This window comes from Streptomyces sp. DSM 40868 (assembly GCF_011820545.1).
In the GTDB taxonomy this organism is placed as follows: Bacteria; Actinomycetota; Actinomycetes; order Streptomycetales; family Streptomycetaceae; genus Streptomyces; species Streptomyces eurythermus.
The window spans coordinates 5,437,236-5,450,195 of the sequence record NZ_CP050504.1 but is presented as its reverse complement, the minus strand read 5'-3'; the positions used below and the strand labels follow the sequence as shown (position 1 = coordinate 5,450,195).

General features: G+C 71.7%; 13 protein-coding genes. 3 read left to right on the top strand and 10 right to left on the bottom strand.

Annotated features, from left to right (window positions below):
* Window positions 1-47: 47 nt before the first annotated feature.
* Window positions 48-1,244, bottom strand: coding sequence for an adenosine deaminase (locus HB370_RS24985; protein WP_030789621.1), 1,197 nt, complete (start codon window positions 1,242-1,244; stop codon window positions 48-50).
* A 130-nt stretch (window positions 1,245-1,374) separates the two neighbouring features.
* Between HB370_RS24985 and HB370_RS24980 the strand changes: the two genes are divergently transcribed.
* On the top strand, window positions 1,375-2,136 hold the full coding sequence (locus HB370_RS24980) for an alpha/beta hydrolase (RefSeq protein WP_030789619.1): 762 nt from the start codon (window positions 1,375-1,377) through the stop codon (window positions 2,134-2,136).
* 13 nt (window positions 2,137-2,149) lie between these two features.
* Here HB370_RS24980 and HB370_RS24975 read toward each other — a convergent pair whose 3' ends face one another.
* Together HB370_RS24975 and HB370_RS24970 are read right to left on the bottom strand one after the other, a co-directional pair.
* Entirely contained in the window at window positions 2,150-2,503 is a 354-nt protein-coding gene (locus HB370_RS24975; protein WP_030789617.1) for a hypothetical protein, read from the bottom strand.
* Window positions 2,504-2,657: 154 nt separating this feature from the next.
* Window positions 2,658-3,608: a LysR family transcriptional regulator gene (locus HB370_RS24970; RefSeq protein WP_037702724.1), complete on the bottom strand. Its 951-nt coding sequence runs from the start codon at window positions 3,606-3,608 to the stop codon at window positions 2,658-2,660.
* A gap of 63 nt (window positions 3,609-3,671) precedes the next feature.
* On the opposite strand from HB370_RS24970, the gene HB370_RS24965 reads away from it, so the two are divergent.
* Complete coding sequence (locus tag HB370_RS24965) at window positions 3,672-4,994, top strand: MFS transporter (RefSeq protein WP_030789613.1); 1,323 nt, start codon at window positions 3,672-3,674, stop codon at window positions 4,992-4,994.
* A gap of 164 nt (window positions 4,995-5,158) precedes the next feature.
* Window positions 5,159-6,172 carry a sigma-70 family RNA polymerase sigma factor gene (locus tag HB370_RS24960; protein WP_030789611.1) on the top strand — a complete coding sequence of 338 codons (1,014 nt, stop codon included), beginning with the start codon at window positions 5,159-5,161 and terminating at the stop codon, window positions 6,170-6,172.
* Here the strand turns inward: HB370_RS24960 and HB370_RS24955 are convergent.
* From HB370_RS24955 to HB370_RS24925, 7 genes are all read right to left on the bottom strand, one after another.
* A complete protein-coding gene (locus HB370_RS24955) occupies window positions 6,056-6,412 on the bottom strand; it encodes an STAS domain-containing protein (protein ID WP_157855635.1) in 357 nt (118 codons plus the stop codon). The genes HB370_RS24960 and HB370_RS24955 overlap by 117 nt on opposite strands.
* Before the next feature lie 55 nt (window positions 6,413-6,467).
* A complete protein-coding gene (locus HB370_RS24950; RefSeq protein ID WP_030789609.1) occupies window positions 6,468-7,052 on the bottom strand; it encodes a Uma2 family endonuclease in 585 nt (194 codons plus the stop codon).
* Between the two features lie 95 nt (window positions 7,053-7,147).
* Window positions 7,148-8,431, bottom strand: a complete 1,284-nt coding sequence (locus HB370_RS24945; RefSeq protein ID WP_030789607.1) for a thymidine phosphorylase — start codon at window positions 8,429-8,431, stop codon at window positions 7,148-7,150.
* Window positions 8,432-8,503: 72 nt separating this feature from the next.
* On the bottom strand, window positions 8,504-8,908 hold the full coding sequence (locus HB370_RS24940; RefSeq protein WP_030789604.1) for a cytidine deaminase: 405 nt from the start codon (window positions 8,906-8,908) through the stop codon (window positions 8,504-8,506).
* A complete protein-coding gene (locus HB370_RS24935; RefSeq protein WP_030789602.1) occupies window positions 8,905-10,191 on the bottom strand; it encodes an ABC transporter permease in 1,287 nt (428 codons plus the stop codon). Before HB370_RS24935 ends, HB370_RS24940 begins: the two co-directional genes overlap by 4 nt.
* A complete protein-coding gene (locus HB370_RS24930; RefSeq protein WP_030789598.1) occupies window positions 10,191-11,318 on the bottom strand; it encodes an ABC transporter permease in 1,128 nt (375 codons plus the stop codon). The genes HB370_RS24935 and HB370_RS24930 overlap by 1 nt, the downstream gene beginning before the upstream one ends.
* On the bottom strand, window positions 11,315-12,874 hold the full coding sequence (locus HB370_RS24925) for an ABC transporter ATP-binding protein (RefSeq protein WP_244406048.1): 1,560 nt from the start codon (window positions 12,872-12,874) through the stop codon (window positions 11,315-11,317). Before HB370_RS24925 ends, HB370_RS24930 begins: the two co-directional genes overlap by 4 nt.
* Between the last annotated feature and the right edge of the window lie 86 nt (window positions 12,875-12,960).

Here is a 12,960-nt window from a genome sequence, read left to right as displayed (position 1 = left end):
ATACGGACACCGCGGGAAAACGCACCCGTGTTCCCCACCCGTCCGGCCTACGGCGGTCCGCCCTCCGCACGGCCGGAACCGCTGGTGGACGCGGTCTGCCGGAACAGCCATTCGGATTTCAGCTCGGCATATCCGGGCTTGATGACCTCGTTGATCATCGCCAATCTTTCATCGAAAGGAATGAACGCCGATTTCATCGCATTGACGGAGAACCATTGGAGGTCGTCCAGCGTGTAACCGAACGCGTTGACGAGGTGCTCGAATTCCCGGCTCAGGCCGGTGTGCGACATCAGCCGGTTGTCGGTGTTCACGGTGACCCGGAAGTGCAGCCGGCGCAGCAGCCCGATCGGGTGCTCGGCATAGGAGGCGGCCGCGCCGGTCTGGAGGTTGGAGGTGGGGCACAGCTCCAGCGGGATGCGCTTGTCCCGCACGTAGGAGGCGAGCCGGCCGAGCGTGACCGAGCCGTCCTCGTGGACGTCGATGTCGTCCACGATCCGCACCCCGTGCCCGAGCCGGTCGGCCCCGCACCACTGGATCGCCTGCCAGATGGAGGGCAGCCCGAAGGCCTCACCGGCGTGAATGGTGAAGTGGTTGTTCTCCCGCTTCAGATACTCGAAGGCATCCAGGTGCCGGGTGGGCGGATGACCGGCCTCGGCACCGGCGATGTCGAAGCCGACCACGCCCGAGTCCCGGTAGCGGTTGGCGAGTTCGGCGATCTCCAGGGAGCGGGCCGCGTGCCGCATGGCGGTCAGCAGGGCACCGATCCGGATGCGGTGCCCTGCCTCCCGGGCCAGCCGCTCGCCCTGCCGGAACCCCTCGTCGACGGCCTCGACCACCTCCTGAAGGGTCAGTCCCGCGTCCAGGTGCTGTTCGGGCGCGTAGCGCACCTCGGCGTAGACGACCCCGTCCGCGGCCAGGTCCTCGGCGCACTCCCGGGCGACCCGGACCAGGGCCTGCCGGGTCTGCATCACCGCGGCGGTGTGCCGGAAGGTCTCCAGATACCGCTCCAGGGACCCGGAGTCGGCGGCCTGCCGGAACCAGCCGCCCAGCCGGTCCGGGTCGGTCTCGGGCAGCCCGGCATAACCGCGTTCCCGGGCGAGTTCGACCACGGTACGGGGGCGCAGGCCGCCGTCGAGATGATCGTGCAGCAGTACCTTGGGTTCCCGGCGGATCTGGTCCGGCGTGGGAACGCGGGCCGGAACGGCCGCCGGGACGGCCCCCTTCGGTGCGGTCTGGCTCGTCATTTCCGCACTCTAACTCCTACGCGCGTAGAGCGCCCGGTGTACGGCATTGTCTCCGGCGCTTTTCCGCCGATACGCAATGGTGACCCGCCGTACGGGTTTCGTATACCGCCCCTTCTGACACTGTTCTGTCATGGGACAGCAAGCGACGCCGGTACGAACGGCCAGGCTGGGAAAGGCGGTCGGCCCGGCGCCGACACCGGTGTGCGGAGCGGTGCTGCTGCTCCCCGACGGCCAGGAGGTCTCCACCCGCCGGCCATCCCCCGTACGGCCTCTCTCCCTGATCCGTTCCCTGGGCCGCGCCCTCGCCCGCGCGGGCCGCGCCGAGGGGCTGGCGGTGCACCTCGTCCGCTACCGCTACCGGGGCTGGAACGGCGGCGACGCGCATCTGGCGGCGGACGCCGAGTGGGCCGCCGAGGAGGTCGTACGCCGCTACGGCGATGTCCCCGTGTGCCTGGTCGGCGTCGACATGGGCGGCCGGGCGGCGCTGCGCTCCGGCGGTCACGAGGCCGTCAACTCCGTGGTGGCGCTGGCTCCGTGGCTCCCCGAGGAGGACATGGCCGCTCCCGCCGAACCGGTGAAGCACCTGGTGGGCCGCCGGGTCCTGATCGCCCACGGCACGAACGACGAACGTACCGACCCGGAGCTGTCCTTCCGCTACGCGGCGCGGGCGAAGAAGGCGAACCGCGAGGTGTGCCGCTTCGAGGTGCACTCCGACGGCCACGCACTGCACGGCCACCGCTCCGAAGTCATCGCCCTGACCGCCGACTTCGTCCTGGGCGCCCTGTTCGGGCACCCCGTCTCCCGGCCGGTGGAGGACGCCCTGGCGGCTCCCCCGCCGATCGGTCTGCGGATGCCGTTGGCGGCGGGGTTCGGGCGGTCGTTGCGGCGGTAGCGCCGGGCGGGGCTCAGCGGAACTCGTGCACCAGCCGGATCCGGCCGACGATGTGGGCGTTGAACTCGTCCAGCTCCTCGGCCGGGACCCACAGTTCGAGGATCGTGCGTCCGCCGGCCTGCCGGACCGGGTACCTGCGCAGAAAGCCGGAGTCGACGTCGAAGCGGGTGACGAAGCCGGCGCCGTCGTGCTTGACGTTCCAGTCGCGCGCGATCTTCACGGCGTACTCCTCGTGGAGCACCGGGTAGAAGATCGGCTGCTCGGGAAGCCGGGGCGGCCAGGCACGCCAGTCCAGCTCGCGCACCAGCTCCAGTTCCCTGGGGCCGGTGGGGCGCCACAGGGTCGTCGTCGCTCGCGGGCTGGTCATCGGCAGCGCTCCTCGTCACGGCGGCCGGTCGTGCGGCCTGCCGGGGCCGACGGTACCGACAGCCGGCGCGCGGCGGCCACCGGGTTTCCCCTTCGGTCCCCGCGACCGGGAAAGCCGCTCAAGACCTTGAGGACTCCCAGGGCCCTGGGGGTCCTCAGGGCAGCAGGTTGCCCCTTCTCGACAGCAGGAACTTCTTGAACGCCGCCACCGGCGGGGTGTCCGGGCGGTCGGCGAGCCACGCCACGCCGATCTCCCGGGCCGCTCGCGGGGCCGTCACCGTCAGCTCGACCACGCCGGGGCGGGGCACCGTCGGCGGGGGCAGCAGGGCCACGCCGAGACCGGCCGCGACCAGGCCCCGCAGGGTCTCGGCCTCCTCACCCTCGAACGCGACCCTCGGCCGGAAGCCCGCCTGGCGGCACAGGTCGTCCGTGATGCGGCGCAGGCCGTAGCCGGGCTCCAGGGTGACGAAGGTTTCCTCGGCCGCCTCGGCCAGGCGGATGCGGCGGCGGGCGGCCAGCCGGTGGTCCGCGGGGACGACCAGGCGCAGCTTCTGCTCGTCCAGGCGGCGGGCGACCAGGTCGGGGGCGTCGGGCACCGGCGAGGTGAGGCACAGGTCCAGCTCGCCGGCGCGCAGCCGCTCCAGCATCGCCTCGCCGTAGTTCTGGACCAGGCTGAAGCGGACGCGCGGGTGGTCGGCGCGGAAGGCGTGCAGCAGGCCGGGTACGGTCTCCGCGCCCATGGTGTGCAGGAAGCCGAAGGCGACCTTGCCGGTGGCCGGGTCGGCGTCCGCGCGGACCTCCTCGGCGGCCCGTTCGACCTCGGCGAGGGCCCGCTCGACGGAGGCGAGGAAGGTGCGGCCGGCGGTGGTCAGGGAGACCGTGCGGCCGTGCCGGGCGAACAGCTCGACGCCCAGGTCCCGTTCCAGGCGGGCCATCGCGCGCGAGAGGGTGGACTGGGGGACGTTCAGCTCCTGCGCGGCCCGGGTGACGTGCTCGGTGCGGGCCACCCCGGCGAAGTAGGCGAGGCGCGGCGCCAGCAACAGCGCCATGTCTTCTGTGTCACTGAACGGTGACAGCCGGGCCTGTGAGCTTTGCTGATGCGCCATGGGAACGATTATGACCGTTCCATGCATTGGACGCATGAGCCGCGTCGTCCTTACCGTCGAGGCATGTCTCCCGCCAGTACCGGGGCGTCCACCAGCGTGGGCGCCGTACCGTCCGTTCCCGTTCCCGGCTCCTCCGGCTCCGACGCCATCGGCTCCGACTCCCGTATGACTCCGGGCGGCCCCGGCTACCGCCGGATGAGCCTCGCCCTCTTCCTCGCCGGGGTCGCGACCTTCGCCCTGCTGTACTCCACCCAGGCGCTGCTGCCGCTGATCTCCGGGGAGTTCGGGGTCGCGGCGAGCGAGGCGAGCTGGACGGTGGCGGCGGCGACCGGCGGGCTGGCCCTGTTCGTGCTGCCGATGAGCGCCCTGTCGGAGCGGTTCGGCCGCCGTACGGTGATGACGGCCTCGCTGGCCGTCGCCGTCGCCGTCGGTCTGCTGGTGCCCTTCGCGCCGTCGATCGGCGCGCTGGTGGTGCTGCGGGGCGTGCAGGGTGCGGCGCTGGCGGGTCTGCCGGCCTCGGCCACGGCCTACCTGGCCGAGGAGGTCCGGCCGAAGGCGCTGGTCACCGCCATCGGGCTGTTCGTGGCGGGCAACAGTGTCGGCGGCATGAGCGGCCGGGTGATCACCGGCTGGGTCGCGCAGGAGTGGGGCTGGCGGGTCTCGGTCGGCGTCATCGGCGCCCTCGCGGTCGCGTGCGCGGTGGCGTTCCGGCTGCTGCTGCCCGCCCCGCGCCACTTCACGCCGGGCTCGCTGCGGCCCCGGGTCCTGTACGGCACGGTCCGCGGCCACCTCGCCGACCCGCTGCTGCGCCGGCTGTACGCGATCGGCGCGCTGTTCATGACGGTGTTCGGCGGGGTCTACACGGTGATCGGCTACCGGCTGACGGCGGCGCCGTTCGGGCTGCCGCAGGGCATCGTGGGCTCGATCTTCCTGGTGTACCTGGTGGGCACGGTGTCGGCCTCGGCCGCGGGCCGGCTGGTGGGCCGGTTCGGCCGCCGGGGCGCGCTGTACCTGGCGGGCGGTACGACGGCGGCGGGGCTGCTGCTGTCGCTGGCCGCGTCGCTGCCGCTGGTCCTGCTGGGCCTGGTGCTGATCACGGCGGGCTTCTTCGCCGGGCACGCGGTGGCTTCCTCGGCGGTCGGCAAGACGGCCACGCACGGCCGCGCCCAGGCCTCGGCGCTGTACCAGTCGGCGTACTACATCGGCTCCAGCGTGGGCAGCACGGTCGGCGCGCTGGCCTTCCGCACGGGCGGCTGGGCGGGCACGGTCGGCGTCGGCCTGCTGGCGGTGCTGGGCGTGGTGGCGATCACCGTGCTCGGTTCCGTGGCGGCACGGCGGTCGGTGGCGAACCCCGCGCGGGCCTCCGTACGGGCCACGGCGCACTGAGACCGCCCCGCACGGTGGCCTCCGGGCACCGAGCGGCCTCCACGGCGCCTTCACGCGGCGGGCATTTTCCGACTCCGGCGGTCAATGTCAGTGGGCTGCGGTAGCTTCCGAGGTGCTGGGGCGCGACGGAGCGCCACTGGGACGGCCACAGGGGCGGGTGGACGATGGGCAACGGAACGGCGACGACGGACCTCGATGTCGCACTGGAGAAGCACCGGACCGAGCTGACCGGGTACTGCTACCGGATGCTCGGCTCCTCCTTCGAGGCCGAGGACGCGGTGCAGGACACCCTGGTCCGGGCCTGGCGGAACCACGAGAAGTTCGAGGGCCGTTCCTCACTCAGGTCGTGGCTGTACCGGATCGCGACGAACGTCTGCCTGGACATGCTGTCGGCGGGCAACAAGCGGGCCCGGCCGATGGATCTGTCCGAGGCCACCCCGCTCGCGCAGGCGGCGCTCAACCCGCGCCCGGACCACACCTGGCTGGAGCCGATGCCGGACGCGCGGGTGCTGCCGGCCGTGGCGGACCCGGCGGAGGCGGCGGTCGCCAAGGAGTCGGTGCGGCTCGCCTTCATGGCGGCGCTCCAGCAACTGCCGCCCAAGCAGCGGGCGGTGCTGATCCTGCGCGAGGTGCTCGCGTGGAAGGCGAGCGAGGTGGCCGAGCTGCTGGAGACCTCGGTGGCCTCGGTGAACAGCGCGTTGCAGCGGGCCCGGGCCACGCTCGCGGAGCGGGCGGACGCGGGGCTCGAGGGGGCGGTGTCCGATCCGCTGGACGAGGAGCAGCAGAGGCTGCTGGAGCGGTACGTCAAGGCGTTCGAGGGCTACGACATGACGGCGCTGACGGCGCTGCTGCACGAGGACGCCATCATGACGATGCCGCCGTTCGACCTGTGGCTGCGCGGCACGGCCGACATCACCGGCTTCATGACCACCATCGGCGCCTCCTGCGCCGGGTCCCGGCTGGTGCCGGTCCAGGCCAACGGCCTGCCGGCGTTCGCGCACTACAAGCCGGACCCGGAGAACGGCGGGTTCACGCCGTGGGCGGTGCAGGTGCTGGAGATCTCAGCCGGCCGGATCACCGGTTTCCACTGCTTCCTCGACACCCAGCGGTGGTTCCCGCTCTTCGGTCTGCCCCTCCGTCTGGAAGCGGAGGCCGAGCAGGTCCAGCAGGGCGACTAGCGCGGGAGAGGCGTCCCGCAGCCGTATCCGCCCGCCGGCCCGGCGGGCGGTCAGCTCCAACCGGGCGAGGAGATCGACGGCCGCCAGCCCCGGCTGCCCGAGCCCGCCCACGTCACACACGACCACCCCGCCCGCGCGGCCCGCGAGCGCTTCCCGCACGCGGGCACACCACCCCGCCACCTCGCCGGGACGGACGGGACCGGTCAGCACGAGCACGGGGGCGGGTGTCTTGGCATCCACGTGCGAATAGACCGCCGGGGCGGCCGGAACTCATCGCCGCCCCGGGTGAAGGACGTCAGTCCACGGGGAACTCGCCGGTGTCGATGGTGATCCCGAACGGCTCAGGCAGCTTGATCGGATCGCCGAACTTCACGGCGGACAGCACCCGGTAGACCTCGCCCTTCGGCTCTCCGTACAGCGTCGCGGTGGGGCCTCCGGGGGCCCACCGGTCGACGAGGAGGTAGAGCGGGATGCCCGCGGTGGCGTAGGCGGCCGGCTTGCTGACGCGGTCGTGGCGGGCGTTGGACCTGGAGGTGACCTCTACGACGAGTTCGGCGAGGGCGGCGGGAACGTGGGAATCCGCATCCCGGCAAGCCTGCACCGGCACCACCAACAGGTCCGGGATGAGCATGCCCAGCCGCGAGGGCACGGCGATGGCCACGGTCTGGTAGATGCCCAAATCGTCGGGAATCGTGGGGTAGAGGCGACGCTGGATTTGTTCCGCGATCACGTTGTGACGTGGCGCTGGAGAAGGTGACACGGTGACGATCCCCTCGATGATCTCCACCTTGCTGCCCTCCGGCCATTCCATCTCCTCCCAGAACCGGACAAGGTCGTCCCAGCTCTGCTCGGCGTCGTGGCTCACGGTGAGTGCGCTCATGGCGGTCTCCTATCGGTGCGTCACCGATCCCAGCATGCCGAACGGGACCGGTGCAGGTCCACCGGTCCCGTTCACCCGAATGGGGAAACCGCAGGTCAGGCGATGCGTTCCAGGACCACCGGGGTGGGCTGGAAGGTGGTGCCCGGGGCAGCGATGTCGTAGGAGCCCGCCACGGCCTGGAGGGCGTACTCGAAGCGGTCCGGGGTGTCGGTGTGGAGGGTGAGGAGGGGCTGGCCCTCGGTCACCCGGTCGCCGGGCTTGGCGTGGAGTTCGACGCCCGCCGCCGCCTGCACCGGGTCCTCCTTGCGGGCGCGACCGGCGCCCAGGCGCCAGGCGGCGATGCCGATGTCGTAGGCGTCGAGGCGGGTCAGGACGCCGGTGGCGGGGGCCTTCACCACGTGCTGTTCCTTCGACGTGGGCAGCGGGGCGTCCGGGTCGCCGCCCTGGGCCGCGATCATCCGGCGCCAGACGTCCATCGCCGAGCCGTCGGCCAGCGCCTTCGCCGGGTCGGCGTCCTTCAGCCCGGCGGCGTCCAGCATCTCCCGGGCCAGCGCGAGCGTCAGTTCCACGACGTCCGCCGGGCCACCGCCCGCCAGGACCTCCACGGACTCGCGGACCTCCAGCGCGTTGCCCGCCGTCAGGCCCAGCGGGGTGGACATGTCCGTGAGCAGCGCGACCGTCTTCACACCGTGGTCGGTGCCGAGGCCCACCATCGTGGACGCCAGTTCGCGGGCGTCCTCGAGGGTCTTCATGAAGGCGCCGGAGCCCACCTTGACGTCCAGCACCAGCGAGCCGGTGCCCTCGGCGATCTTCTTGGACATGATCGAGGAGGCGATCAGCGGGATGGCCTCGACCGTGCCGGTCACGTCCCGCAGCGCGTAGAGCTTCTTGTCGGCGGGGGCCAGGCCGTCACCGGCCGCGCAGATCACCGCGCCGGTGGTGTCGAGGACGTTCAGCATCTCCTCGTTGGAGAGCAGGGCGCGCCAGCCGGGAATGGACTCCAGCTTGTCCAGGGTGCCGCCGGTGTGGCCGAGACCCCGGCCGGAGAGCTGGGGCACGGCCGCCCCGCAGGCCGCGACGAGCGGGGCCAGCGGCAGGGTGATCTTGTCGCCGACGCCGCCCGTGGAGTGCTTGTCGGCCGTCGGGCGGGACAGCGAGGAGAAGTCCATGCGCTCGCCGGAGGCGATCATGGCCGCCGTCCAGCGGGCGATCTCACGGCGGTTCATGCCGTTCAGCAGGATCGCCATGGCGAGCGCGGACATCTGCTCGTCGGCGACCTCGCCGCGGGTGTACGCGTCGATGACCCAGTCGATCTGCTGGTCGGTCAGCTCGCCGCGGTCCCGCTTGGTACGGATGACGGAGATGGCGTCCATGGCCATGGCTGGGGCTTCCTTCCGGGAGGTGCGAAATGTGCGGCCCCCCTGCGGACGGGGCAGGGGGGCCGTACGGCGTTACTGGGTGAGATGGTCCGGGCCGAAGGCCTGGGGCAGCATCTCGGCGAGCGTCAGGACGCCCGCGGGGGTGTCCAGCAGCAGGTCCGGGCCGCCGAACTCGTACAGCAGCTGCCGGCAGCGGCCGCACGGGACCAGCAGGGCGCCGGCGCCGTCGACGCAGGTGAAGTGCGTCAGCCGGCCGCCGCCGGTGCGCTGCAGCTCGGAGACCAGGCCGCACTCGGCGCACAGGCCGACGCCGTAGGAGGCGTTCTCCACGTTGCAGCCGGTGACCGTGCGGCCGTCGTCGACCAGGGCCGCGACCCCGACCGGGTAGCCCGAGTAGGGGGCGTAGGCGTGGGACATGGCCTCACGCGCCCGGGCGCGCAGCGGCTCCCAGTCGAAGGTGCCGTCGTGCCGGGTCACTTGCCCTGCCCCTTCCGGTAGCGCATGCCGTCCGCCTTGGGCATCCGCAGCCGCTGCGCGGACAGCGAGAGCACCAGGAGCGTGACGACGTACGGGGTGGCGCCCACGAAGTCGCTCGGGACCTCGTCGGTGAGCAGGTACCAGACCAGCACCAGCACGGCCATGACGGCGCTGACCACGCCCTGGACCACGGCCTTCTTGTACAGCTTCCAGCCGGCCAGCAGCGCGAGCAGGACGACCAGGAGCAGCAGCAGCGCGTGCACGGTGACGCCGCCGTTGCGCAGCTGGAGGGCGTCGGAGTAGCCGAACAGGCCCGCGCCCATGGCCAGCCCGCCGGGCCGCCAGTTGCCGAAGATCATGGCGGCGAGACCGATGTAGCCGCGGCCCGCGGTCTGGCCCTCCAGGTAGGTGTGCGAGGTGACCAGCGCGAGGAAGGCGCCGCCGAGGCCGGCCAGACCGCCGGAGACGGCGACGGCCGCGTACTTGTACCGGTAGACGTTGACGCCGAGGGACTCCGCGGCGACCGGGTTCTCACCGCAGGAGCGCAGCCGCAGCCCGAACGGGGTGCGCCACAGCAGCCACCAGCTGCCGACGAACAGCAGCACGGCCACGATCGTGATCACGGACAGGTTGGTGACCAGGCCGCCGACGATGCCGGCGAGGTCGGAGACCAGGAACCAGTGGTGCTTCTCGAGGGAGGCGAGGCCGTCGGACAGGCCGGGGACGGTGACGTCGGGCAGCGAGTCCGCGGGCGGGGACTGCTTGGGGTTGCCGCCCTCCTGCGCCGCCGTGCCGTCGGCGAAGAACAGCTTGGCGAGGTACTGGGTGGCACCGAGCGCGAGCAGGTTGACGGCGACACCGGAGACGATGTGGTCGACGCCGAAGGTGATGGTGGCGACGGCGTGCACCAGGCCGCCGAGGACGCCGAAGCCGACGCCGCACAGCAGGCCGAGCCAGGGGCTGGACTGCCAGCCGACCCAGCCGGCGCCGAAGGTGCCGAGGATCATCATGCCTTCGAGGCCGATGTTGACCACGCCGGCCCGCTCCGACCACAGGCCCGCCAGTCCGGCGAGGCCGATCGGCACGGCGAGGCCGAGCGCGGCGGCGACCTGGCCGGAGGAGTCCAGCTGGTTGGAGTCGGTGATCATCCGGACGGCCGCGAGGAGCAGCAGGGCGCCGGCGACGATCATGAGGACCTGGCCGAGGGAGCGGCCCGAGCGCTGGGGGGCGCCGGGTGCCTTGGGCGCCGCGGGCGGCGGCGTGTCGGTCATCGTGGCAGTCATCACGCCACCTCCTGCTTCTTCGTCGGGGCGGCGGCCTGGGCGGCGAGTTCCGCGCCGACCCGCTGCTGCTGGCGCTTGAGGCCGTAGCGCCGGACGACCTCGTAGGCGATCACGACGCACAGGACGATGACGCCCTGGATCACGCCGAGGATCTCCTTGTCGTAGCCCTGGAACTCCAGGTGGTTGGTGGTGCGCTCCAGGAAGCCCCAGAGCAGGGCGCCGAGCGCGATGCCGATCGGGTTGTTGCGGCCGAGCAGCGCGATGGCGATGCCGGTGAAGCCGATCCCGGTGGGGAAGCTGTTGTCGTACTGGTGGCTCTCGTTCAGCAGCGTGGGCATGCCGATCAGACCGGCCACCGCACCCGAGATGATCATGCTGGTGGCGACCATCCGCTTCACCGACACACCGCTCGCGGCGGCGGCGCTCTCGGACTGGCCGACGGTGCGCAGGTCGAAGCCGAACCGGGTGCGGCCGAGCACGAACCAGTAGGCGAGGCCGACGATCACGGCGACGACGATGAAGCCGTCCAGCACACCGGCCGGGCCGGTGTCGATGCTGAAGAAGAACGAGGACGACGGCAGCGGCTCGGTGGAGACCAGGGTGCCGCCCTGCTGGAGTTCGCCGAGCCGCTCGGGCTGGAGCAGATAGCCGATGACGGCGGTGGCGATGGAGTTCAGCATGATGGTCGCGATGACCTCGCTGACGCCCCGGGTCACCTTCAGCACACCGGCGATGGCCGCCCACAGGGCGCCGGTCGCCATGGCGCAGATCATGATCAGCGGGATGGCGATCCAGCCGGGCACGGCCAGCGCGCCGCCGAGGACGGCGGCGATGAACGCGGCGAGCCGGTACTGGCCGTCGACACCGATGTTGAACAGGTTCATCCGGAAGCCGACGGCGACCGCGATACCGGCGAGGTAGTACGTGGTGGCCTTGTTCAGGATGTAGACCTGGCTGTCGCTGGCGAAGCCGTAGCTCATCATGTCGCTGAACGCGGCGCCGGGGTTCTTGCCGGTCGCGAGGATCACCAGGGCGGTGACGACGAGCGCGGCGACGACCGCCAGCAGCGGCGCGGCGATGCCGAGGGCCAGCCGCTCCTTGTCGATGCGTGAGGTCAGCTTGTTCATCGCTCGTCGTCCTCTGTGTGCTCCAGGTGGCCGGTGGCCGCACCCGTCATGGCGGAGCCCAGCTCTTCGGGGGTGATGGTGGCGGGGTCGGCGTCGGCGACCAGACGGCCCCGGTACATCACCCGCAGGGTGTCGGACAGGCCGATCAGCTCGTCCAGGTCGGCGGAGATCAGCAGTACGGCCAGGCCCTCGCGGCGGGCCTCGCGGATGTAGTCCCAGATGGCCGCCTGGGCGCCGACGTCCACACCACGGGTGGGGTGGGCGGCGATCAGCAGCTTGGGGTTGTGGCTCATCTCGCGGCCGACGATCAGCTTCTGCTGGTTGCCGCCGGACAGCGAGGCCGCGGTCACGTCGATGCCGGGGGTGCGGACGTCGTACGACTCGACGATCCGCTCGGTGTCGGCGCGGGCCGCCTTGATGTCGAGCAGCGCGCCGCGCGAGTTGGGCTTCTCGCTGACGTGGCCGAGGATGCGGTTCTCCCACAGCGGGGCTTCCAGCAGCAGGCCGTGGCGGTGGCGGTCCTCGGGGATGTAGCCGATGCCGGCCAGGCGGCGGTCGCGGGTGGCGGCGCCCGAGATGTCGGTGCCGTCGAGCGTGATGACGCCGGCGTCGGGCTGCCGCATGCCCATGATCGCCTCGACCAGCTCGGACTGGCCGTTGCCCTCCACGCCGGCGATGCCGAGGACCTCGCCCTTGTGGATGGTGAAGGAGATCTCGTCGAGGATGACCCGCTCGATGCCGTCGAGGCCGGTCTGCGTCAGGTGCAGGCCCGCCAGCTGAAGCATCGGGACGTCCGTGACGGTGGACTCCTCGGTGTCCGGGCTGGGCAGCTCGCTGCCGACCATCAGCTCGGCCAGCTGCTTGGGGGTGGTGGTGCGCGGGTCGGCGGTGCCGACGGTGGTGCCGCGCCGGATGACGGTGATCTCGTCGGCGACCGACAGCACCTCGCCCAGCTTGTGGGAGATGAAGATGACGGTGAGGCCCTCGGCCTTCAGCTCGCGCAGGTTGTCGAAGAGCGCGTCGACCTCCTGCGGCACGAGCACGGCGGTCGGCTCGTCGAGGATGAGGGTGCGGGCGCCGCGGTAGAGGACCTTGAGGATCTCCACGCGCTGGCGGTCGGCGACACCCAGTTCCTCCACGAGGACGTCGGGCCGGACGTTCAGGCTGTACGCGTCCGAGATCTCCTTGATCCGGGCGCGGGCCCGGCCCCCGATGCCGTGCAGCTTCTCCGCGCCGAGGACGACGTTCTCCAGCACGGTGAGGTTGTCGGCGAGCATGAAGTGCTGGTGCACCATGCCGATGCCGCGGGCGATGGCGTCGCCGGGGTTGTGCAGGACGACCTGCTCGCCGTTGACCGTGATGGTGCCCTCGTCCGGCTGCTGCATGCCGTAGAGGATCTTCATCAGGGTGGACTTGCCGGCACCGTTCTCACCGCACAGGGCGTGGACGGTGCCCGTGCGTACGGTGATGTCGATGTCGCGGTTGGCGACGACGCCGGGGAAACGCTTGGTGATGCCGCGCAGTTCGACGGCAGCGGGCGGGCTGGACGCGTTGATGGCGCACTCTCCTCGGGGAAAGAGGCTGCGGGGAGGGGGCAGGCGTCGGCGACGCTAGCGCGGCAACTCCGCGCTACACGCGTAGA

Bases quoted from the DNA above. Each gene is read 5' to 3' on its own strand.
- HB370_RS24985 (WP_030789621.1), bottom strand. From the start codon at position 1,244: ATGACGAGCCAGACCGCACCGAAGGGGGCCGTCCCGGCGGCCGTTCCG.
- HB370_RS24980 (WP_030789619.1), top strand. From the start codon at position 1,375: ATGGGACAGCAAGCGACGCCGGTACGAACGGCCAGGCTGGGAAAGGCG.
- HB370_RS24975 (WP_030789617.1), bottom strand. From the start codon at position 2,503: ATGACCAGCCCGCGAGCGACGACGACCCTGTGGCGCCCCACCGGCCCC.
- HB370_RS24970 (WP_037702724.1), bottom strand. From the start codon at position 3,608: ATGGCGCATCAGCAAAGCTCACAGGCCCGGCTGTCACCGTTCAGTGAC.
- HB370_RS24965 (WP_030789613.1), top strand. From the start codon at position 3,672: ATGTCTCCCGCCAGTACCGGGGCGTCCACCAGCGTGGGCGCCGTACCG.
- HB370_RS24960 (WP_030789611.1), top strand. From the start codon at position 5,159: ATGGGCAACGGAACGGCGACGACGGACCTCGATGTCGCACTGGAGAAG.
- HB370_RS24950 (WP_030789609.1), bottom strand. From the start codon at position 7,052: ATGAGCGCACTCACCGTGAGCCACGACGCCGAGCAGAGCTGGGACGAC.
- HB370_RS24945 (WP_030789607.1), bottom strand. From the start codon at position 8,431: ATGGCCATGGACGCCATCTCCGTCATCCGTACCAAGCGGGACCGCGGC.
- HB370_RS24935 (WP_030789602.1), bottom strand. From the start codon at position 10,191: ATGACTGCCACGATGACCGACACGCCGCCGCCCGCGGCGCCCAAGGCA.
- HB370_RS24930 (WP_030789598.1), bottom strand. From the start codon at position 11,318: ATGAACAAGCTGACCTCACGCATCGACAAGGAGCGGCTGGCCCTCGGC.